This window comes from Mesorhizobium terrae, from assembly GCF_008727715.1.
Classification (GTDB): domain Bacteria; phylum Pseudomonadota; class Alphaproteobacteria; order Rhizobiales; family Rhizobiaceae; genus Mesorhizobium; species Mesorhizobium terrae.
Genome location: NZ_CP044218.1, coordinates 5227867 through 5249388, shown reverse-complemented (window position 1 = coordinate 5249388; position 21522 = coordinate 5227867). Strand labels below are relative to the sequence as shown.

The 21522-nt window shown below is 64.4% G+C and carries 22 protein-coding genes; 10 read left to right on the top strand and 12 right to left on the bottom strand.

What is annotated here, in order from left to right:
• Window positions 1-213: 213 nt before the first annotated feature.
• From FZF13_RS26445 to FZF13_RS26435, 3 genes are all read right to left on the bottom strand, one after another.
• Window positions 214-1188: a glycerophosphodiester phosphodiesterase family protein gene (locus tag FZF13_RS26445; RefSeq protein ID WP_024923794.1), complete on the bottom strand. Its 975-nt coding sequence runs from the start codon at window positions 1186-1188 to the stop codon at window positions 214-216.
• A 150-nt stretch (window positions 1189-1338) separates the two neighbouring features.
• The gene (locus tag FZF13_RS26440) at window positions 1339-2166 is read right to left on the bottom strand and encodes an aldo/keto reductase (protein WP_024923793.1); all 828 of its coding nucleotides are present in this window, start codon (window positions 2164-2166) and stop codon (window positions 1339-1341) included.
• 200 nt (window positions 2167-2366) lie between these two features.
• Entirely contained in the window at window positions 2367-3014 is a 648-nt protein-coding gene (locus FZF13_RS26435; RefSeq protein WP_024923792.1) for a glutathione S-transferase family protein, read from the bottom strand.
• Between the two features lie 182 nt (window positions 3015-3196).
• On the opposite strand from FZF13_RS26435, the gene FZF13_RS26430 reads away from it, so the two are divergent.
• Window positions 3197-4039, top strand: coding sequence for an AraC family transcriptional regulator (locus FZF13_RS26430; RefSeq protein WP_024923791.1), 843 nt, complete (start codon window positions 3197-3199; stop codon window positions 4037-4039).
• Window positions 4040-4139: 100 nt separating this feature from the next.
• Here the strand turns inward: FZF13_RS26430 and FZF13_RS26425 are convergent, their stop codons facing one another.
• On the bottom strand, window positions 4140-5351 hold the full coding sequence (locus FZF13_RS26425; RefSeq protein WP_024923790.1) for an NADP-dependent isocitrate dehydrogenase: 1212 nt from the start codon (window positions 5349-5351) through the stop codon (window positions 4140-4142).
• A 142-nt stretch (window positions 5352-5493) separates the two neighbouring features.
• Window positions 5494-5829: a TfoX/Sxy family protein gene (locus FZF13_RS26420; RefSeq protein ID WP_024923789.1), complete on the bottom strand. Its 336-nt coding sequence runs from the start codon at window positions 5827-5829 to the stop codon at window positions 5494-5496.
• Between the two features lie 163 nt (window positions 5830-5992).
• Here FZF13_RS26420 and FZF13_RS26415 point away from each other — a divergent pair, with 163 nt between their 5' ends.
• The 3 genes from FZF13_RS26415 to murI all read left to right on the top strand — a co-directional run bounded on the left by FZF13_RS26415 (window position 5993) and on the right by murI (window position 8662).
• Window positions 5993-6898, top strand: coding sequence for a GNAT family N-acetyltransferase (locus tag FZF13_RS26415; protein ID WP_204367407.1), 906 nt, complete (start codon window positions 5993-5995; stop codon window positions 6896-6898).
• A gap of 85 nt (window positions 6899-6983) precedes the next feature.
• Window positions 6984-7850: an RNA methyltransferase gene (locus FZF13_RS26410; protein WP_024923787.1), complete on the top strand. Its 867-nt coding sequence runs from the start codon at window positions 6984-6986 to the stop codon at window positions 7848-7850.
• 8 nt (window positions 7851-7858) lie between these two features.
• Window positions 7859-8662 (top strand): glutamate racemase, encoded by an 804-nt coding sequence (gene murI / locus FZF13_RS26405; protein ID WP_024923786.1) that lies wholly within the window; start codon window positions 7859-7861, stop codon window positions 8660-8662.
• A gap of 94 nt (window positions 8663-8756) precedes the next feature.
• On the opposite strand, the gene FZF13_RS26400 is transcribed toward murI, so the two are convergent.
• Window positions 8757-9395 carry an NAD(P)-dependent oxidoreductase gene (locus FZF13_RS26400; protein ID WP_024923785.1) on the bottom strand — a complete coding sequence of 213 codons (639 nt, stop codon included), beginning with the start codon at window positions 9393-9395 and terminating at the stop codon, window positions 8757-8759.
• A 147-nt stretch (window positions 9396-9542) separates the two neighbouring features.
• Between FZF13_RS26400 and FZF13_RS26395 the strand changes: the two genes are divergently transcribed.
• The 4 genes from FZF13_RS26395 (at window position 9543) to FZF13_RS26380 (ending at window position 12682) form a co-directional block, all read left to right on the top strand.
• On the top strand, window positions 9543-9950 hold the full coding sequence (locus tag FZF13_RS26395) for a winged helix-turn-helix transcriptional regulator (protein ID WP_024923784.1): 408 nt from the start codon (window positions 9543-9545) through the stop codon (window positions 9948-9950).
• Between the two features lie 315 nt (window positions 9951-10265).
• A complete protein-coding gene (gene rpsD, locus FZF13_RS26390) occupies window positions 10266-10883 on the top strand; it encodes a 30S ribosomal protein S4 (RefSeq protein WP_024923783.1) in 618 nt (205 codons plus the stop codon).
• A gap of 121 nt (window positions 10884-11004) precedes the next feature.
• On the top strand, window positions 11005-11871 hold the full coding sequence (ttcA, locus tag FZF13_RS26385) for a tRNA 2-thiocytidine(32) synthetase TtcA (protein WP_024923782.1): 867 nt from the start codon (window positions 11005-11007) through the stop codon (window positions 11869-11871).
• Window positions 11861-12682: an inositol monophosphatase family protein gene (locus FZF13_RS26380; protein WP_024923781.1), complete on the top strand. Its 822-nt coding sequence runs from the start codon at window positions 11861-11863 to the stop codon at window positions 12680-12682. The genes ttcA and FZF13_RS26380 overlap by 11 nt, the downstream gene beginning before the upstream one ends.
• A gap of 35 nt (window positions 12683-12717) precedes the next feature.
• Here the strand turns inward: FZF13_RS26380 and FZF13_RS26375 are convergent, their stop codons facing one another.
• Both FZF13_RS26375 and grxD read right to left on the bottom strand, forming a co-directional pair.
• A complete protein-coding gene (locus FZF13_RS26375) occupies window positions 12718-13986 on the bottom strand; it encodes a multidrug effflux MFS transporter (RefSeq protein ID WP_024923780.1) in 1269 nt (422 codons plus the stop codon).
• Window positions 13987-14219: 233 nt separating this feature from the next.
• Window positions 14220-14555, bottom strand: a complete 336-nt coding sequence (gene grxD / locus FZF13_RS26370; RefSeq protein WP_024923779.1) for a Grx4 family monothiol glutaredoxin — start codon at window positions 14553-14555, stop codon at window positions 14220-14222.
• 160 nt (window positions 14556-14715) lie between these two features.
• Here grxD and FZF13_RS26365 point away from each other — a divergent pair, with 160 nt between their 5' ends.
• The gene (locus tag FZF13_RS26365) at window positions 14716-15753 is read left to right on the top strand and encodes a phosphodiester glycosidase family protein (RefSeq protein ID WP_024923778.1); all 1038 of its coding nucleotides are present in this window, start codon (window positions 14716-14718) and stop codon (window positions 15751-15753) included.
• Window positions 15754-15977: 224 nt separating this feature from the next.
• Here the strand turns inward: FZF13_RS26365 and FZF13_RS26360 are convergent, their stop codons facing one another.
• From FZF13_RS26360 to FZF13_RS26350, 3 genes are all read right to left on the bottom strand, one after another.
• Window positions 15978-16211 carry a BolA/IbaG family iron-sulfur metabolism protein gene (locus FZF13_RS26360; RefSeq protein WP_024923777.1) on the bottom strand — a complete coding sequence of 78 codons (234 nt, stop codon included), beginning with the start codon at window positions 16209-16211 and terminating at the stop codon, window positions 15978-15980.
• A gap of 384 nt (window positions 16212-16595) precedes the next feature.
• On the bottom strand, window positions 16596-18821 hold the full coding sequence (gene purL, locus FZF13_RS26355; protein ID WP_024923775.1) for a phosphoribosylformylglycinamidine synthase subunit PurL: 2226 nt from the start codon (window positions 18819-18821) through the stop codon (window positions 16596-16598).
• A 215-nt stretch (window positions 18822-19036) separates the two neighbouring features.
• Window positions 19037-19543: a winged helix-turn-helix transcriptional regulator gene (locus FZF13_RS26350; protein ID WP_024923774.1), complete on the bottom strand. Its 507-nt coding sequence runs from the start codon at window positions 19541-19543 to the stop codon at window positions 19037-19039.
• A gap of 21 nt (window positions 19544-19564) precedes the next feature.
• On the opposite strand from FZF13_RS26350, the gene FZF13_RS26345 reads away from it, so the two are divergent.
• Entirely contained in the window at window positions 19565-20068 is a 504-nt protein-coding gene (locus FZF13_RS26345; RefSeq protein WP_137900436.1) for a nuclear transport factor 2 family protein, read from the top strand.
• Window positions 20069-20088: 20 nt separating this feature from the next.
• Here FZF13_RS26345 and FZF13_RS26340 read toward each other — a convergent pair whose 3' ends face one another.
• Window positions 20089-21507, bottom strand: a complete 1419-nt coding sequence (locus FZF13_RS26340; RefSeq protein WP_024923772.1) for an aminotransferase-like domain-containing protein — start codon at window positions 21505-21507, stop codon at window positions 20089-20091.
• Between the last annotated feature and the right edge of the window lie 15 nt (window positions 21508-21522).

The following is a 21522-nucleotide window of genomic DNA, read 5'->3' as shown; positions in this document are numbered from 1 at the left end:
TCGTCCTGAACCGTTCATGCGGGAGGACCGGCGTCGCATGTTTTACGACTGTCTACGCGAACCCAAGTCCCGGCCGTGCTGCTCAATGGGTTCCGGGTCGGCGCTCGGCTTCGCCTCGCTTGCCCGGAATGACGAACGCCCGGAATGATGAGCGAAAGAAGCAGCGCGGGCGCGCCTCGAAGGCCGCACCTGATGCGCCTCGAAACGCGAGCGCTACTGAGCAATCACCGCCGGGCCGATGCGGTCGACGCGGTTGGTCCAGATCGCGCCGTCGAAGCGCGCCGGCAGCTTCTCCAGTGTCGTCAAATCGTCGACGCCGGTCGAATGTCTCGACCCGTCATTGTCGCCCAACACCACCAGCGTCGAACCGTTGGCGGCGAGCCGTTCGCTGAGCCGGTTGGGAAAACCCCAGGCAAACGGCGCGTAGTTGGCCGGCAGCATGAACAGCGTGTTGCGGCAGTCCGCCGGCACATGGCCGCTCCAACCAAGAGCGGCGTAACGCAACAGGCAGGGGATAACGCGGTCGGTGCCGAGCACCACCGCCTCCGGCAGCGCCGTCTTGTAGGCCTGCATCGCCTTGCCGCCGCCATAGACCATGATCGACTTCTGCCGCTCCGCCGGCATCGCGCCGATGACGTTGGCCAGCAGGCTTCCCTCAGTGATGTCGTCGCTCTTGATGTTGATGAGGAAACGCCGGTCGGGAAACGCGGCCAGCACCTCGTCCAAGCCGGGCATCAGCCCGACACCCTTGCCGCGAAACGGAAAGGTCTTGCCGCCGTCGGCCGTGTAGCCATAGCCGACATCCAGAGCCTTGAGTTCGGCCAGGCTCTTTTCGCGGGTCACGCCCTTGCCCTCCGTGCGGCAGTCCACCGTCCAGTCATGGAAGACCGCGAACTGGCCGTCGGTGGTCGGGTGCACGTCGAATTCGACGATGTCGGCGCCGGCCTCGAAAGCCGCCTTGAAGCCGGCAATGGTGTTTTCCAGGTAAGCATGCTCGGGCGGATAGATGCGGTCCGCCGTGCAGGTGTCGCGGCCCAGCCCGACATGCGAATAGGTCTGGCCAAGGCCGCGATGGGCGATCAGCATCGGGCGCCGCTCGCTTTGACCGGCCAGCAGGCTGCTGTTGGCGGCCCAGACGGCGCCAGCGGCGGCAAGGATGCCAAGAAAGGCGATTGTGCGCTTGCGCATGATTTTCCCCCGGGTTCGATGCGGCAACTATGCGCGGAACCGGGACGAAATCTGGACCAAGCTGTGCCGCTTTGAAGGCGGCTGTGGAAAAGGATGACGGGCGCCTGCCTTTCGGCAAGGCGTCCGTCGGTCCGCGAACGTCGATTGGTCCTACACCATTGCGAAAGTGTCGGGGTCGGGGCCGATCTTGCCCTTCGCGTCATCCAGCTTCTCGATCGCCGCGATGTCTTCCGCGGTGAGTTTGAAGTCGAACACCTGGAAGTTCTCGACGATGCGGGCCGGCGTCACCGATTTCGGGATGACGACATTGCCGATGTCGAGGTGCCAGCGCAGGATCACCTGGGCGACGGTCTTGCCGTGCTTCTTGGCCAGCGCTGCCAGCGCGGCGTCGTTGAGCAGTGTGCCTTGGCCCAGCGGGCTCCAGGCTTCTGTCACGATGCCTTCCTTTTCGTGATAGGCGCGCAGCGCCTTCTGCTGGAAGCGCGGATGCAGCTCCACCTGGTTGATCGCCGGCACCACGCCGGTTTCCGCCTTCAACCGTTCCAGATGGGCGATCTGGAAGTTGGAGACGCCGATGGAGGCGACGCGTCCTTCTTCGCGCAGCTTGATCAGCGCCTTCCAGCTGTCGACATAGCGGCCGAGCGAAGCCGCCGGCCAGTGGATGAGGTAGAGGTCGACGCTGTCACGACGCAATTTCTTCAGGCTGGCGTCAAAGGCCTTGAGCGCCGAATCATAACCCTGGTCGGAATTCCAGAGTTTCGTGGTGATGAAGAGTTCGTCGGCGGGCACGCTGGAGGCGGCCAGCGCGTCGCCCACGCCTTGCTCGTTGCGATAGATCGCGGCCGTGTCGATCGAACGATAGCCGGCCTGGATGGCCGCGGTCACTGCCGCGTTGGCGCCCTCGTTCGGCACCTGCCAGACGCCGAAGCCAAGCTGCGGTATCTGCTTGCCGTCGTTGAAACGGAGTGTTGGGCTCATGGTCTCTTTCCTGAAATCGTCGTGGGATGGCGGTCGATGGGAGGACGATGCCTGGGTTGGCCGATGGACATCGCCGGAAAGGATGGTCGCGGCCCGAACGGACCGCCACCCATAATCTGGGGCGCGCGCGTGACAACGGCAAGGAAACGACCGCCTGATTTCAGGTTCGGTACGAAAAAAGCTACTCGCACTGGAAGCCCTTAGCTGGAAGGAAGGGTCGCGAGAAAACTCTCGCGAACCTGCATCGCGTCCCACCAGCCGGACAGGGCGGGATTTTTCTCCAACATCGATGCCGCCACTGCAGCCTGCGCGAAGTAGAAAAACATCGGTGCCGCATGCAGGTCGGCCAGCGTCAGCTGCTCGCCGAGCAGGAACGTTCCGGGCTGCTTCAACCCGGCCAGTGTCGCGAGGCAGGCTTCGGCGCGCGGCAGGGCAGCCGTCACCACGGCGTCGTCGGGCGTTGCGCCTTGCCTCGGCTTGGAGACGGTCTCGACATAGATGTCCCACACCAGCGCCCGGTAGGCATAGGCGTCGAGCAGGCCGATGATCTGGTTCATCACCGCACGCTGGCGCGCCTCATGAGGCTGCAGGGCAGGGCCGTCGAAAGCCTCGTCGACATAACGCGCGATCGCCGTCGTCTCGAACAGGTTCAGCCCGTCATGCTCGAAGGCCGGTATCCTGGAGAAGGGGTGCAGGGCGCGATACCATTCGGGCGGCCCGCCCTCGGCGAAGATGTCGACCGGCACGACGTCGTGCTCGACCTGCTTTTCCATGAGCGTGAGCCGCGCGATGCGGACATAGACGCTGTAGTCGGCGCCATAGAGGATGGGTTTCGGCTGCTGGCTCATGGTGGCTCCCGTCGCCTCGTCTGAGTATCACGAAAATGCGCCGGTCGGTCTGGCCCTGAGACCGGCGCGTGGCGAGGCCAGATGGGGATCGCGTGACGCCGCTTATGGCAACCCGCAAGTCAGCAGGATTTGTCAAATCTGGCTATGGTTGTTTCCGGCCGATCGATTTGCAGGGGGGCGACATGAATGGCGAAACGGCATGGGCAGTCTACGAAGCGCGTCTGAGGCGCGTTTCGAACCACATCCACGAACACCTCGACGAGGAGCTGGATATGGACCGCCTGGCCGAGATCGCCTGCCTGTCGTCCTATCACTGGCACAGGATCTACCGCGCCATCTACGGCGAAACGGCGACCCAGACGGTCAAGCGTCTGAGGCTCCACCGTGCCGCCGGCGATATCGTCGAGACGGATCTCAGCGTCAGCGAAATTGCGAAACGATCTGGCTATCCCAACGTCCAGTCGTTCAACCGCATCTTCAAGGCTGCCTACGGCATGCCGCCGGCGCGCTACCGGAAAGAGGGAAGCCACACGCTGTTTGAAACCAATCAGAGAAAGGCTTCCCATATGTTCGACATTTCCATCCGCACGCTCCGGCCCACCGAACTGGTCGGCGTTTCCCATCAGGGCTCCTACATGAACATCGGCAAGGCGTTCGAGCAGCTGTTCGGCACGCTTTATGCCCGTGGTCAGGGCAGGCCCGATATGCGCATGATCGGCGTCTATCTCGACGATCCCAATGTCGTCGCCGTCGACAAGCTGCGTTCCTTCGCCTGCGTGGAGGCGGATGCGCCGGCGCAGGCGCCGCTGGAACGCCGCACGCTCGAAGGCGGCGAATACGCCGTTCTGCGCCACAAGGGGCCCTACGCGGAAATGCACAAGGCCTATCAGTGGCTCTACGCGGAATGGTTGCCGATGTCGGGCCGCAAGCTGCGCGACACGGTGATGTTCGAGGAATATGTCAACAACCCGCGCGACGTGCCGCCGGCCGAACTGCTGACCGACATCAACCTGCCGCTGGTGTGAGGTGCCTTTCCTTCTCCCGCAAGGGGAGAAGGGACGTGCATCGCCCAACAAAAAAGCCCCGGAAAATCCGGGGCTTTTCACGACCTTTGGCCGGCGCTGCCTACGCCATCGCCTTCTGCAAATTCTCGTCGATCTTGTCGAGGAAACCGGTGGTCGACAGCCAGGGCTGATCGGGGCCGATCAGCAGCGACAGGTCCTTGGTCATGAAGCCCGACTCGACGGTCTGGATGCAGACCTTTTCCAGCGTCTCGGCGAACTTCTTCAGCGCGGCATTGTCGTCCAGCTTGGCGCGGTGGGCGAGGCCACGCGTCCAGGCGAAGATCGAGGCGATCGAGTTGGTCGAGGTTTCTTCGCCCTTCTGGTGCTGGCGGTAGTGGCGCGTCACGGTGCCGTGCGCGGCTTCCGCTTCCACCGTCTTGCCGTCCGGCGTCATCAGCACCGAGGTCATCAGGCCGAGCGAGCCAAAACCCTGCGCCACCGTGTCCGACTGCACGTCGCCGTCATAGTTCTTGCACGCCCAGACATAGCCGCCCGACCACTTCAGCGAAGAGGCCACCATGTCGTCGATCAGGCGGTGTTCGTACCACAGCTTGCGCGCCTTGAACTCGGCCTCGAATTCCTTCTCGTACACTTCCTGGAAGATGTCCTTGAAGCGGCCGTCATAGGCCTTGAGAATGGTGTTCTTGGTCGACAGGTAGACCGGATAATTGCGCAGCAGGCCGTAGTTCAGCGAGGCGCGGGCGAATTCGCGGATCGACTCGTCGAGATTATACATGGCCATCGCCACGCCGGCGCCCGGCGCGTCGAACACGTCGTGCTCGATCACCTGGCCGTCGTCGCCGACGAACTTGATCGACAGCTTGCCCTTGCCCGGGAACTTGAAATCTGTCGCCTTGTACTGGTCGCCGAAAGCGTGACGGCCGACGATGATCGGCTTGGTCCAGCCCGGCACCAGGCGCGGCACGTTCTTCATGATGATCGGCTCGCGGAAAATGGTGCCGCCGAGGATGTTGCGGATCGTGCCGTTGGGCGACTTCCACATCTTCTTAAGCTTGAATTCCTCGACGCGCTGCTCGTCGGGCGTGATGGTGGCGCATTTCACGCCCACGCCCCACTTGTTGATGGCGTTGGCCGCGTCGATCGTCACCTGGTCGTTGGTGGCGTCGCGGTGCTCGATGCCGAGGTCGTAATATTCGAGGTCGATGTCGAGATAGGGGTGGATCAGCTTGTCCTTGATGAACTGCCAGATGATGCGGGTCATCTCGTCGCCGTCGAGTTCGACGACGGGGTTAGCCACCTTGATCTTCGCCATAAAGAAAGCCTCGCTGCTGGTCGGGAAAGGGCCTCGCGCAGGGCTCGGCCGTCAGATGCGGCTCTCATAGCAAAGCCGAAACCGGCACGCAAACGGCTGGAACGTCGCTGCGGGCTAAGTTGGCCCGCGGCGGCGCCAATGCCTATTTCTTCTTCTGTTTTGGAGGCATCGGCCCGACGAATCGGGTGGCCATTGCCAGCCATCCTTTCAGCGCCGCGTCGTCGAGTTCGTCCGCTGTCACGATCACGAACCCTTTCATCTCGCGGCCGGTGAAGTTCATGCGCGCCGCGCCCGGCCGCGACAGCGCTTCCGCTTCCTGGGCTTCGCCCACGCGCACAAGCAGGCCGCCACCCTTCATCGTACCGGCCAGCATGTTGCCGTTGAGCGTAAAGCACAGACCTCCGAACATGCGGATTTCGGCAACGTTCGGATCGTCGCCGATAACGGCGCGGATTTGTTCGACAAGTTCATCCGTCACGGTCGATCCTTTGCCAAACTTTCTTTTCCGTTTCTAAATATGGCAGCGACGCGCAAATGCCGCAAATCTACCTGCGCCCCGCAGCCCGCACGCGCTCGACAGCGCAGTGCAGCCCTGCCAAGCTGCGCGTATGGAACCACTTGGCCAGACCGAACTTCGACTGATGCAGAGCCTGGCCCAGGAGGTGACCGCGCTGCGGCCCGAGTTGCTGAACGGCGACGCCACCGTCGGCGAACTGGCCTGGGTCTGGGCCAAGGATTTCGATGCGCTCGGCCCATTCTGGCGGCATCGGTTGTGGCTCGTCGACGGCCGGCTGGCTGGCTGGGGCTGGGCGCATCTGCCTTACAAGGTTCCACGCGGCGACGGCACGTTCCGCGAGAGCGACACCGCCAATCTGATCTGGCAGGCGCATCCGGACCGGCCGGAACTGCTGGTCGACATACTGGACTGGTACGACGAGGTGGCGGGCGATGTCGACCGGCTGCTGACGATACAGTCCGCCGATGTCGCGGCGCAGGCGATTGTCACCGCGCATGGCTACGCCTTCGACACGGAGGCCGGTGGAGACGACGGCTCCTGGGTGCAGTTCAACATGCGCGAGCTGACCGACGTGCCGAACCCGGCGCTGCCCGAAGGGTTCCGCTTCCTGACCGCCGCGGAAGTCCCCGCGGCGGACGCGGTCAACGTGCATCGCGACGCATGGCATCCCTCGGCTTTCAACGAGGCGGCGTTCGAGCGGGTCCGGCACACCTGGCCGTATCGGGCCGACCTGCATGTGCTGGTCGCCGCACCGGACGGCGCCCTGGCCGCGACCGCGATCATCTGGCTGGATAAGGCGACGCAAACCGCCGAATTCGAGCCCGTCGGCACGCATCCGCAGTTCCGGCGGCGAGGGCTGGGTGCCGCGTTGCAGCTGCACGGCATGCATCTGGCAAAAACCGCCGGCGCGAAACACATGCTGGTCGCCTGTCGCGGCGCGCCGGCCCACGCGGCCGCCCGCGACATGTATTACAGCGTCGGCTTTCGCGCCTTCACCCGGGACCTGCCGCAGATCAAGGTTGCGGGGTGACGCCTGTCTTTGCCAACCCTTCATTTTCCCGGCCGAATATGGCAGGGGTCGCGACAATGTCGCAAATGAGCGTTTTCTGGTTGCAATGACGAATTCTTCACACGAAGCGGGCGGCCCCGCCATCATCCTTGTCGAACCGCAGCTCGGCGAAAACATCGGCATGGTCGCGCGGGCCATGGCGAATTTCGGCTTGGGCGAACTCCGGCTCGTCAACCCGCGCGACGGCTGGCCGAGCGAGAAGGCGCGCGCGGCGGCAAGCCGGGCCGATCATGTCATCGACGGGGTCAAGCTATACGATGACCTGCCTTCGGCCGTAGCCGACTTGAATTTCGTCTTCGCCACCACGGCGCGCGAGCGCGACGGTTTCAAGGAGGTGCGCGGGCCGGTGGAGGCGGGCAGGGCGCTGCGGTCGCGCCAGCGCGATGGCCTGAAGACCGGCATTCTGTTCGGGCGCGAGCGTTTCGGCCTCTATAATGAAGAGGTCGGCCTCGCCGACGAGATCGTCACTTTCCCGGTCGATCCGGCCTTTTCCTCGCTCAACATCGCCCAGGCCGTGCTTCTGATGTCCTATGAATGGATGAAGTCGGGCCTGGAGAGCGAGACCGACACCAATTTCGCCGGCCCGGAAATGTTGCCCGCCACCAAGGAACAGCTGCACGGCCTATTCGCGCATCTGGAGGCGGCGCTGGAGGCGCGCGGCTATTTCAGGCCCGCCGCAAAGAAGCCCAAGATGGTCGACAATCTGCGCGCCGTTCTGACCCGCGCCGGCTTCGCCCAGCCGGAATTGAAGGTGCTGCGTGGTGTGGTTGCGTCGCTCGATTATTTCTCGCCGAAGGAGCCGCGCGGCGCCGGCTATCCAGAACGCAAGGCCAAGGCCGATCGCGCTGCCCATGCGGACGATGACGCCGACACGCTGCCGCCCGAGGGCGGCAAGGGTCTCGATAACGACTGAGGCATACCATGGCTGAGCAGCCGATCCTGATGTTCGATTCCGGCGTCGGTGGGCTCACCGTGCTGCGCGAGGCGCGCGTCCTGATGCCCGACCGCCGCTTCATCTATATCACCGACGACGCCGCCTTTCCTTATGGCAATTGGGAAGAACCGGCGCTGCTGGCGCATCTTCTCACTTTGTTCGGGCAATTGCTGGAGCGTTATCGCCCGGCCATTTCGGTCATCGCCTGCAACACGGCGTCGACGCTGGTCATCGACGCGCTGCGCGAGACGTTCCCAAGCCATCTTTTCGTCGGCACTGTGCCGGCGATCAAGCCGGCGGCTGAGCGCACGCGCTCCGGCCTGGTTTCGGTGCTGGCGACGCCGGGTACGGTCAAGCGGCAATACACGCGCGACCTGATCGCGAAATGGGCGCAGAAATGTCATGTGCGCCTGGTCGGCTCGACGGCGCTGGCGGGCCTCGCCGAGGTCTATATGCGTGACGGCTTCGTCGACGAGGAAGCCGTGCGCGCCGAGATCGCGCCTTGTTTCATCGAGCAGGACGGCCGTTTCACCGACATCGTCGTGCTTGCCTGCACGCACTATCCGTTTTTGGCCAACCGCATGCGCAAGACCGCGCCGTGGCCGGTCGACTGGATCGATCCGGCCGAGGCGATCGCGCGCCGCGCCTTGTCGTTGCTCGATGGGGCGCAGCCGGGCGGCCGCAGGGACTTCGCACCGAACGGCCCCGACATCGCCGTCTTCACCTCCGGCAAGCCCGACCACGCCATCCGGCGCCTGATGCAGGGTTTCGGGCTGACCACGGTTTCCTGACTTTTCGCCCTGGCCGGCCAAAAAACATACCGGACAAGAGGTCCGAGGACTGACCCTGTCCGGTATACGCCGTTACGGCGTTCGATGGTTCGGCTCAGTAGCCGAGCGTAAAACGCTTGCCGGTGTGCTTCGGCGTCTCGGCTTCGTCCAGCACGGCGTAGGCGAGATCTTCCACCGAGACATGGCTTTCGCCCTTGGCGTCGAGCACCGGCTCGTCGCCGCCCAGGCGGAACTTGCCGGTGCGTTCGCCGGGAGCAATGTGCGCGGCCGGCGACACGAGCGACCATTCCAGGCCGCTCTCCTTGCGCAGTTCGGCCAGCGCGTCGCGGGCACCGCGGGCGCCGTCGCGGTAGGCGTCCGGGAAATGCGGCGAATCGACGAGCTGGCTGCCGTCCGGCGCGTGCAGGCTGCCGGCGCCGCCCACCACGATCAGACGCACGCCCGCCTGCTTGGCGGCCGCCACAATGGCGCGCGAGCCGGCCATGTGTTTGTTGTAGATGTCGGGATCGCCCCAGCCGCCATTGAAGGCGGAAATGATGACGTCATGGCCGGCGATGAGTGAGGCAAGCTGCTTGACGTCGGTGACGTCGGCCTTGACCGCGGTGACGCCGGCGCCAGCCTGCACCTTGGCCGGGTTGCGCACGATGGCGGTGACGCTGTGGCCGCGCTGGGTGGCTTCCTTGGTGAGCGCGCCGCCGACGAAGCCGGAAGCGCCGATAAGGGCGATCTTCATGGATGGTCTCCTTGTCTTTCCCCTTCCCCTTGCCGGGAAAGATGGATATTTTCAGTAATCAGGTTATCACGGGTAACTACATAGCGACGACCGCCTGCCGCGAAAAGAACGCATGATTTCGTGCCCAGGTTACGCGAAAGGAACCGCATGAACGCCAGAACCAACGAAGCGGGCGTGCCGCTGCTTCACACCACGCCGGGTTTCGCCATCGACGCCGACGGCAATTGTCCGATCCGCGAGGCGCTGGACCGTTTCGGCGACACCTGGAGCATCCTGGTCATCCTCAACCTGCAGCCGGCGACCATGCGCTTCAACGCGCTGAAACGGTCGATCGAGGGCATCTCGCAGCGCATGCTGACGGTGACGCTGCGCTCGCTGGAGCGCGACGGTCTCGTGCGCCGCACCGTACGCCCGACCACGCCGCCGGAGGTGGAATACGCGCTGACCGAACTCGGCCAGTCGCTTGCCGTGCCGATCGCGGCACTCGGCGCCTGGGCCGCCGGCAACCGCGACAATCTGCGTGTCGCGCGCGCCGCCTTCGACGCCGCCGCCTGAGGCCGGAGCGCCGATATGTCGGCGCGGGCCTGAGCCAACGCACCGGACGCGGCCCGATCCCCGCGCTTGACAGAACGATGACAGCGGTCTATCGAACCCGCGCAACGCCGGGCCGTGAGGTCCGGTGCTTTGTTTTATGCCGCAAGGTCCCGGAATCATCCGGTTTCAGGTCCTTGCATCACCGACGTGTCCCGTGGATCTTCTTGTCGCTTGCGCGGAAGATCCTGTCAGGCTCCGAAAACGGGGGCCAGAGGAGGGCGCGTTTCCTTCACTCGGACCATGAGGTCCGGGTATTTTGTTTTGAAAGGGAATGCGATGAGCAAACGCGAATCCGCAAAATACAAGATCGACCGTCGCCTTGGCGAAAACATCTGGGGCCGTCCGAAGTCCCCGGTCAACAAGCGCGAATACGGTCCCGGCCAGCACGGCCAGCGCCGCAAGGGCAAGCTGTCGGACTTCGGTCTGCAGCTGCGCGCCAAGCAGAAGCTGAAGGGTCACTACGGCGACGTTTCGGAAAAGCAGTTCCGCAAGACCTACGAAGAGGCCGACCGCCGCAAGGGCGACACCTCCGAGAACCTGATCGGCCTGCTGGAATCGCGCCTGGACGCCGTCGTCTACCGCGCCAAGTTCGTGCCGACCATTTTCGCCGCCCGTCAGTTCGTCAACCACGGCCACATCAACGTCAACGGCAAGCGCACCAACATCGGTTCGTACCGTTGCAAGGTCGGCGACGTCATCGAGGTGCGCGAGAAGTCGAAGCAGCTCGTCATCGTCCTGGAATCGGTCGCGCTCGCCGAGCGTGACGTGCCGGACTACATCGAAGCCGATCACAACAAGATGGTCGCCACCTTCGCTCGCATCCCCGGCCTGTCGGACGTTCCGTACGCTGTCCAGATGGAGCCGAACCTGGTCGTCGAATATTATTCGCGCTAATCAGGCGGCGAATACGAATTGCGAAAAGGCCGCCTCCGGGCGGCCTTTTTTGTCTGGAGCGTTTGTTTGGTGGGGCGAGCGCCGCTATAAGGCGCGGCATCATCCTGCGGAACGTTACGCCATGAACGTGCAAGCCGAAACCATCCCCGACCTCGACGGCGGCTGCCATCCGCTGTTTCGCGACGTGCCGTCCTCGGTCGAGTTCAACAAGCTGCGCAAGCGGCTCTTGCGGCTGGCCCGCCAGGCCATGGACGATTTTTCCATGGTCAAGCCCGGCGAACGCTGGCTGGTGGCGCTGTCGGGCGGCAAGGATTCCTACGGGCTGCTTGCGCTTCTGCTGGACCTCAAATGGCGCGGCCTTCTGCCGGTGGAGCTCATCGCCTGCAATCTCGACCAGGGTCAGCCGAACTTCCCCAAGCACATCCTGCCGGACTATCTCACCGCCAACGGCATCGCGCACCGCATCGAATATCAGGACACCTATTCGATCGTCACCGACAAGCTGCCGCAGGGCGCCACCTATTGCTCGCTGTGCTCCAGGCTGCGGCGCGGCCATCTCTATCGCGTCGCGCGGGAGGAGGGCTGTTCGGCGCTGGTGCTTGGCCACCACCGCGAGGACATCCTCGAGACCTTCTTCATGAACCTCTTCCATGGCGGCCGGCTGGCGGCGATGCCGCCGAAGCTGCTCAACGACGAGGGCGACATGATGGTGCTGCGCCCGCTCGCCTATTGCGCCGAGGACGATCTGGAGAAGTTCGCCGCCGCCATGGCCTTCCCGATCATCCCCTGCGACCTGTGCGGCAGCCAGGAAGGCCTGCAGCGCAACGCCATGAAGGCGATGCTGGACGATATCGAGAAGAAGCAGCCCGGCCGCAAGGACACCATGATCCGCGCCATGGGCAATGTAAGGCCGTCGCATCTGCTCGACCGCAAACTGTTCGATTTCGCCGCGCTGGCCACCACTATCGGGAATGACGATGCACTTTGACGACCGCGATATCGAATGGCTGACCGGCGTTCTGGCCGATGCGGCCGCACAGGAGATCATGCCGCGCTTCCGGCGCCTTGGTGCCGGCGACATCCAGCAGAAGAAGTCGGCCGCCGACCTCGTCACCCAAGCGGACATCAACGCCGAGCGTGTCATCACGCAGGCGATCGCCGCGCGTTATCCGGACGCCCTCATCGTCGGCGAAGAGGCCTGCGAGGCCGACAAGACGCTGCTGGCGAAGCTCGGCGGCAGCAAGCTGGCCTTCGTCATCGACCCGGTCGACGGAACCTACAATTTCGCCTCCGGCGTGCCGGTGTTCGGCGTCATCCTGGCGGTGGTCCAGGACGGCGAGACCGTGGCGGGCATCATCTACGATCCTGTCGGCAAGGATGCCCTGATCGGCGTTCGCGGAGCGGGAAGCCACATGGTTGGCGCACAGGGGCCGGAACGTGTCGCCGTGGCCGAACCGGTGCCGTTCTCGCTGATGACCGGTGCGCTCGGCTGGCAGGCCTTCGACGAACCCGAGCGTTCGCTGCTCGCCAGGAACCAGGCCAAGTGCCTGTCCTACATCGGCTACCGCTGCTCGGCGCATGAATATCGCGTGCTTGCCGCCGGCCACGCGCATTTCATCGTCCAGAACGTGATGATGCCGTGGGATCACCTGGCCGGCGTGCTCATCCACCAGGAGGCAGGCGGCTACGCGGCGCGCTTCGACGGCAGCGCCTACCTGCCGTCGCATCTCTCCGGTGGGCTGATTGTGGCGCCCGACAAGGCAAGCTGGGCCGAGATCAGGCGCGAACTCTGGGCCTGACAAGGACCGGCAGCGCTTGGCTGCCGGCCTTGCAATCAGTGAGCAGCCTCGGCGCTGACCGTCTGGTGCGCGCTTGGCGCGGTGAACAGCTTGCCACGCTCGGCGATCAGCACCAGGACCAGCGCCATCAGCCCGACGCCGCAGAAGCCCGCGGCCAGCGGTGTGACCGTGCCGTCGAAGGCCTGGCCAACGGCGGCGCCGATCAGGCCGCCACCCAATGTCTGGATGAAACCCTGGATCGACGCGGCAGTGCCGGCGATGTGGCCGAGCGGCTCCATGGCGATGGCGTTGAAGTTCGAGCCGATCCAGCCGAACTGGAACATGGCCGCCGCGAACAGAAGCACGAACAGCGGCAACGGCACCGGCCCGAACAGCGATATCACGAACCAGATCGTCGAGACGATGGTGAAGCCGATCAGCGCACCATGCGACAGGCGGCGCATGCCAAAGCGCATCACCAGCCGCGAATTCAGGAACGACGACACCGCCATCATGCCGGCGATGGCCGCGAACAGCACCGGAAACCAGTAGCCGAGGTGGTAGATGCCGATATAGACCTGCGGCGCCGAGTTGATGAAGCCGAACAGCGCAGCGAACACCGCGGTGGATGCCAGCGTGTAGCCGAGCGACAGCCGGTTCGACAGCACGATCCTGAAGCCCTGGAAGATCGAGCCGAGATCGACGTCGCGGCGGTCTTCGGGATGCTGCGTTTCCGGCAGGCGGATGACGGCCCACAGCGCGATCGCCGCGGCGATCAGCGCCATCACCATGAAGATCATGTGCCAGTTGGCGAAGATCATCACCACTTGTCCGATCGACGGCGCCACCACCGGGATCACCATGAACACCATGAAGATCAGCGACATCACCTCGGCCATGGCGCGGCCGCCGAAACGGTCGCGCACCATCGAAACCGCGATGACACGGGTCGAAGCGGCACCGATGCCCTGGATGAAGCGCAGCGCCAGCAAGGTCTCGAAAGTCGGTGCGAAGACCGCGCCGGCGGCGGCGCAGATGTAGATGGTCAGTCCCACCAGCAACGGCGTGCGGCGGCCGAAACGGTCCGACAGCGGCCCATAGGCCAGGAGCGCGAAGGCGAGGCCGCCGAAATAGGCGGAGATCACATATTGGCGGTGGTTCTCGCTGGCGACGCCGAGGCTGGCGCCGATCTCCTGCAGGCCCGGCAGCATGATGTCGATGGCCAGCGCGTTGAGCGCCATCAGCGCCGCGCACAGCGCGATGAATTCCCAGCGCGGGATCGGGAAGGCCATCTCTTTGGCCGGCTGTTGAACTTGCGTATCCATGAGGGCGTCCCCAATGCCAAAACGCCGATGCGCCGTTAGAGCGTCCTTTGCGCGTCCGTTCGGACGCGCAAAGGACGCTCTAACATTATGAATCCGCGCATCGTGCTTTCCGAAAACCGAACCCGATTTTCGGAAAGCACGATGCGCCGGGTGGCCGGCGCATCGGGTCTCGCGTCCTCGAACGGACGGTTGTTCAGTTGTGGGCCGGGCTCGATCGTCCGGCGGGCGTCAGGTCAGGCGGCGCCTTTGACCTTGATGCCTTTCTCGTCGAAGAAGGCCTGCAATTCGCCGGCCTGGAACATCTCGCGAATGATGTCGCAACCGCCCACGAATTCGCCCTTCACATAGAGCTGCGGGATCGTCGGCCAGTTGGAATAGTCCTTGATGCCCTGGCGCAGCTCGTTGGAGTCCAACACGTTGACGCCCTTGTAGTCGACGCCGACATAGTCGAGGATCTGCACGACCTGGCCCGAGAAACCGCACTGCGGGAAGCCCGGTGTACCCTTCATGAACAGGACGACGTCGTTGCTCTTCACTTCGCTGTCGATGTAGTCGTTGATTCCGCTCATGGGCAAAAATCCTTCTGCGCCCGTGGGAGTCGGGCTTGAAACATGAGCATCAGATAAACCCGACAGCCGTGCGAGACAAGATGTTTGCCGATTTGCACTTAGGAATGGCGCAAGCGACGGGCCGTGGCTGGGCCAATCCGCCGGCCGGCGTGAAGAGCCGATGATGCGCCGGGTCCTGTTCGGCGGGCTGGCGGCGCTTTTGGCCGGTGCCCTGGCTGCCGCATGGTTTGTCTCGCTGCCGCGCCCGTCTGGCTTGGAGATTTCACCTACAGCCCAACCCGCTACCGCGCCTCAACCCGGCCTGTCGCCGGCTCCCGCACCGGCGTCGCCATCGCCATCGCAGGTGCCATCCACGCCGCCGCAGGTGCCGCCGGCACCTCCGTTGCCGCCGGGTGGCCAAGCGCCGACCGCGCCGGACAATCAGGCGCCGAACGGGGAGGCGCCCGCCGCGCTCCCACCGGCGCCGGCGACGCCAAGCGAAGCGGCGCCCATCGCGCCGGCCGCATTGCCGGAGCCCTGTCGCGACCAGACCTTCGAGACGGTCGCCTATGTCGTATGCGAGATCGATCTTCGCCGCTACGCGGTGACGTTGCAGCGGGCGGACGCCGGCGGTGTGCCTTACGCCTCGGTGCGAAAATTCACGCAGGCCATGCGCGCCGCCGGCACGCCGGCGCTGCTCGCCATGAATGCCGGCATGTACCACAAGGATTTGACGCCGGTCGGCCTGTTCGTGGCGGCGGGCCGCGAGGAAGCGCCGCTCAACCGCGACGACGCCGACGGAAATTTTTTCCTGAAACCCAATGGCGTCTTTTATGTCGACACCGACGGCAAGGCGGGCGTGTTGGAAACCGGCGCCTATGCCGCGACAAAACCCTCGGTGGCCTATGCCACGCAATCCGGCCCGATGCTGGTCATCGACGGCGCCCTGCATCCGCGCTTCGAGCCGAATGGCTCCTCCCGCTACATCCGCAACGGGGTCGGCGTCCGTGATCCCGATACGATCGTGCTGGTCATCTCGCGCGGCGAGGTCAGCCTCGGCAGCTTCGCCCGGCTGTTCCGCGACGCACTCGGCTGCAGGAACGCGCTGTTCTTCGACGGCGCCATCTCGACGCTTTCCAACGGCACCGACACGATCGTCGGCGCCTCGTTCCCGGCGGGGCCGATCCTGGCGGTGCGAATGAAGGAGAATGGGCGCTAGACGACCTCGTTTCGCGCGAAACAGACCCATTTTGCGCGCAAACAGCGGCTTGTAGACAAATCCGACGCGATTTTCGGGGGTGTCACCGACAACCGTCTGAATCAAAAGCGCTTTTTCATTTCACTTTTGTCGGCCGCGGGCGTTCTGTCCACATCGCGCGTCAGCAGCAGGCAGGAGCGCCGGCCTGGCCGAAGCGCGGGCACGTCCGGATTTTCTTAGTAAAATCAGTCCGGTATGCTGGTCTGCAGGGCCAGCGCGTGCAAAACGCCGCCCATATTGCCCTTCAGCGCGTCATAGACCATCTGGTGCTGCTGCACCCGGCTCTTGCCGCGGAAGCTTTCCGCCACGACCTCGGCTGCATAGTGGTCGCCGTCGCCGGCGAGATCGCGAATGGTCACCCGGGCGTCCGGAATGCCTTCCTTGATCAGCCGTTCGATGTCGTGTGCGTCCATCGCCATGGGACGTTCCTTCTTCAGTTCCCGATGAGGCGAGGAAATCAGGATTCGCCAGCCTCGGTCAATTCATCGGGTCTTAGTTTCGAAAACGAACCGGCATGCGAGATTTACGCAGTTGCACGGTGGAATACCGTTTGTCGGAAAACCGCTGTCCATTCTGTGCGGGTCGAAATCTGCCCAAGCCGACAGTTGGGAAAAGGTAGATCGAAAGCGATCGCGACAGACGGGCCATTTTTTCGAAAAGCCACCAAACTACCGCTTCCCCGATACGTTGCTGGATTGCCCATAACACGAAGAGAAGCAATCTGAGGATCAGGCCGAAGAAAAACTCAACCATTTCGATTTGCCACTGCGACAGCCGCTATGTTTGACTTTCACTCGCGCATCTCAGGCTTCCATGAAGGCAGGAAACCAGGATTCGTGCGCCGTTTTCAAGTCCTTGATTGATATGGCGCGTGCCGACCCGAGTTTCAATTCGCTGCCGCCGGTGGTGCCGATCCACGGCGCGAAGATGCCGAGCGCCTTGGCTTCGTTCCACAGCGCCTGCAATTCCTGCGACTGACCGCCGAACTTCACCGTCACCAGATAGCGGCTCTGATCCTCGCCGAAGAACACCGGGATCGGGTCGGCGCCGCTCAAGCCCGGCACGGTTGCGCCGATGCCGGATGCCATCGCCATTTCGGCCAGCGCCACGGCGAGGCCGCCGTCGGAGAGGTCGTGTACGGCGGTGGTGGCGCCGCTGTGGATCAGCTTGCGCACGAAATCGCCGACCTTTTTCTCGTGAGCGAGATCGACCGGCGGCGGCGGACCGTCGCTGCGGCCATGGATGTCGCGCATATAGATCGACTGGGCGAGGTGGCTGCCCCAGCCGGCGGGACCGCCGACGAGCAGGATGACTTCGCCTTCGCTGGCAAAGCCGAGCCTGGCCATCTTCGACCAGTCGTCGATCAGGCCGACGCCGCCAATGGTCGGCGTCGGCAGGATGCCCTGGCCGTTGGTTTCGTTGTAGAGCGAGACGTTGCCCGACACGATCGGGAAGTCGAGCGCGCGGCAGGCATCGCCGATGCCGGTCACCGCCTTGGCGAACTGGCCCATGATCTCGGGCCGCTCGGGATTGCCGAAATTGAGGTTGTCGGTGGCAGCCAACGGCAGCGAGCCGGTCGCGGTGAGATTGCGCCAGCATTCGGCCACCGCCTGCTTGCCGCCTTCGTAAGGGTCGGCCTCGCAATAGCGCGGCGTCACGTCGGAGGAGAAGGCGAGCGCCTTGCTGGCATGGCCGTCGACGCGCACGACACCGGCGTCGCCGCCCGGAATCTGCAGCGAATTGCCCTGGATCAGCGTGTCGTATTGTTCCCACACCCAGCGGCGCGACGACAGGTCGGGCCCGCCGAGCATCTTCACAAGTGCTGCGGCCACATCCGCCTGCGGAATGTCGTTCGCCGCCAGCGGTGCGCGCTTGGCCGGCTCCACCCAGGGGCGGTCATATTCGGGTGCCTGGTCGCCGAGTTCCTTGATCGGCAGGTTGGCGACTTCCTCGCCCTGATGCAGGATGCGGAAGCGTAGATCGTCGGTGGTCTTGCCGACGATGGCGAAGTCGAGCCCCCATTTGACGAAGATCGCCTCGGCTTCTTCTTCCTTTTCGGGGCGCAGCACCATCAGCATGCGCTCCTGGCTCTCCGACAACATCATCTCATAGGCTGACATGCGCTCTTCGCGCACCGGCACCTTGTCGAGGTCGAGCTCGATGCCGAGGTCGCCCTTGGCGCCCATCTCGACGGCCGAACAGGTGAGGCCGGCGGCGCCCATGTCCTGGATGGCGATGACAGCGCCCGACGCCATCAGTTCGAGGCAGGCTTCGAGCAGGCACTTTTCGGTGAAGGGGTCGCCCACCTGCACGGTCGGGCGCTTCTCGTCGATCTTGTCGTCGAACTCAGCCGACGCCATTGTGGCGCCGCCGACGCCGTCGCGGCCGGTCTTGGCGCCGAGATAGACGACGGGCAGGCCGACACCCTTGGCCTGCGACAGGAAGATGCCATCGGCCTTGGCGAGGCCGGCGGCGAAGGCGTTGACCAGGATGTTGCCATTGTAGCGCGCGTCGAAATTGACCTCGCCGCCAACCGTCGGCACGCCGAAGGAATTGCCGTAGCCGCCGACGCCGCTGACCACGCCGGCCACCAGATGGCGGGTTTTCGGATGATCGGGCGAACCGAAACGCAGCGCGTTCATGGCCGCGATCGGCCTGGCGCCCATGGTGAAGACGTCGCGCAGGATGCCGCCGACCCCGGTCGCAGCGCCCTGATAGGGCTCGATGAAGGAGGGGTGGTTGTGGCTCTCCATCTTGAAGACGACGACGTCGCCGTCGCCGATGTCGACCACGCCGGCGTTCTCGCCCGGACCCTGGATGACGCGCGGGCCCTTGGTGGGCAGCGTGCGCAGCCATTTCTTGGAGGATTTGTACGAGCAGTGCTCGTTCCACATCGCCGAGAAGATGCCAAGTTCGGTGAAGGTCGGCTCACGCCCGACCAGATCCAGGATACGCTGGTATTCGTCGGGCTTCAGCCCGTGCGATGCGATCAGCTCGGGTGTGATTTTCACGGTGTTGGAGATGGTCATGGTGCGGCGGGCAGCTCCGAAAGCGTGTTGGGGCCCCTATAGCCGAACAGCCGGCGCCGCGACACTGCCGATTTCAGAAAAAAAGCCGCATGCCACAGGCAGTTTGCGCAGTCTAGAGCGCCACGCGTCCGTTCGGACCCGCAAAGGACGCTTTAGAACCTTGAATCCGCGCATTGTGCTTACCGAAAATCGGACCTGATTTTCGGGCTGATACACTAGGCGTTTGGCGCCGGCGCGAGGCGTTTCGCAAGCACCATCGTGCCGGGCCGGGCGGCCCCGCCGGGGCCGGGAAGGGCCAGCACGTCGCCGGCCTCGACCTTGCCGCCGCATGTGGCGCAGGTGATTTCGGGTTCCAGCGGGTTGCCGCATGTCTTGTGCACGAAGCGCATGGGCTGCCCCTCCCTGGGTTGCACCCAGCGGTCTCCCCAGCTCGTCAGGGCGACGATGATCGGGACCAGTTCCTCGCCGGCCTTCGTGAGGCGGTATTCGAACCGCGCCGGCCGGCTCTGATACGCCACGCGTTGCAGGATGCCGCCCTCGGCCAGGTGTCGAAGCCGGCGCGTCAGCAGATTGCGCGAAATGCCCAAATCCACTGCGATATCGTCGAAACGCGACACGCCAAGGAAGACGTCGCGGACGATGAGCGGCGACCACCAGTCACCGAACACCTCCAGCGAGCGGGCGAGCGAACAGCGCATGTCGGCGAAGCTTACCTTTTTCATGCCGCGATCCTAGTCAGTTGCTTGATTGAACTCAAGGCGATAGGTTCAATCATTGAATGGAGGCGTGCCATGTATCATGCGATCGTTCGTGCCCGCATTCGCTCCCTGTTCGAGAGCGTCAACAAGGGCGATGCCGGCCCGGTGCTTGCGGCTTTCGCGCCGCGTTTCGAACATCGCTTCCTGGGCGAGGGGCATGCGCTTTCCGGGGTCCGCACCTCCTTGTCCGCAACGAGGCTATGGTATGAGCGCCTTTATCGCCTGCTGCCGGATTTGCATTTCGACCTGGACGGGATCGCCGTCAGCGGACCGCCCTGGAATACGCTCGCCATTGTCGATTGGTTGGAAACCAACAGCGGCACCGACGGAGTGCGCACCCACAATCGCGGCATTCACGCCGTGCGCCTGGCCTGGGGCAGGATGACCTCGCTTCACATTTGCCCGGACACGGCCGGGCTGGTGGCGACGCTGGATCGCCTGGCTGCCGCGGGCAACAGTGAGGCGCACGCGCCGCCGATCACGGGCTGAAGCGCGCGCCTGCCGGCGTTTCAGCCGAAGGAATCGTAGCCGACGCGGCCTTCTTCCAGAAGCCTGCGGATGATTTCCACGCCGCGCGCGACTTCGGCGCGCTGGCCCGGAGCCGAAATGCCGAAGCGTGCGCCGTGAAGCACCTGTTCGGAGCGGCCGGCCTTGAACTCGTCCTCGTCGTCGAGCAGCAGGTCGTTTTCGAACGAGGCCTTCTTGAACGTGCCGGAGAGCCAGGGATCGGGCAGGGTGAGCCAGACGAAGGGCACGTTGTCGTGTGCCTTGAAGGTGAAGCCGGCGAGCTTCTCGCGCACGATGGCGATGCGGGCGTTGATCTCGCCGATGCTCTTGTTGCGGATGTCGTGCGCCTGGCCCGACAGCACCAGTTGCGCGCCGACCTCGGCAAGCAGGAAGGGCATGCCGCCGGTCAACATCTTGTGCGCCACCTGGATGCGGTGCCGGTAGGCCGGCGGGCACGACAGCCAGCCGCCGCGCACGCCCGCTGCCACCGATTTCGACAGGCCGCCGGCAACGATGGTGCGTTCCGGCGCCAGTTCGGCCAGAAGCGGGGTCGGATCGTTGGTGAGGCCGCCGTAAAGATCGTCCTCGATCAGGAGCACATTGTATTCGCGCGCGATGCGGGCGATCTCGCGCCGGCGGTCGGTGTCGATCGTCACCAGCGTCGGGTTTTGCACCGTCGGCATCAGAAACAGCATCTTTGGATGCTTCTGCGCGCAGACCCGTTCGAAATCCTGCGGGTCGAGGCCGCCGGAATCGGAATCGACCAACACAACACGCCGGCCGACCAGCCCGGCGCTGCGTGAAATCTGCGAATAGGTGAGATGTTCGAAGGCGATGCTGTCGCCCGGCACGGTGAGCGCGGCAATGGCGGCCATCACCGCCGGGTGGGTGCCCAGCGTCGGCACGATGGTGTCGGGCGCGGGGCGAAAGTTATTGCGGGCGAGCCAAAGGCTGCCGGCTTCGTACCAGCGCTGGGGGAAGTCGCGCGTATAGCTGGCGATTTCGTAGGGGTGTTCCTGCGCCGTCTTCGTCAACAGATCGGCGATGGCGACGCCCTGGCCGGTGTCTGGCGCGGCAGTGGTGTCGAAACGCAGCTTGCCGGACGGCGGTTCGGTCAGCTTCGTGCTCTCGGCGTAGGACGAGAGCGTTATCGCATCCGCCGGCGCGCCGTCGGAATGGCGCTTCAGCACATAGGTGCCGCGGCCGACCTCGCCGCTGACCAGTCCTCGCTCGCGCAGCAATTGGTAGGCGCGGCCGACGGTGCCGACGGTCGCGCCGATGTCATAGGCGAGGTCGCGCTGCGGCGGCAGCTTGACGCCGGCGCCGAGCACACCGCGATCGATGTCCGCTTCGATGCGGTCGGCCAGGCGCTGGTAAAGCGGGCCGGTGCCGGTCGAAAGGTCGGGGAGCCAAGTTGTCATGGTGACAATTTTCTA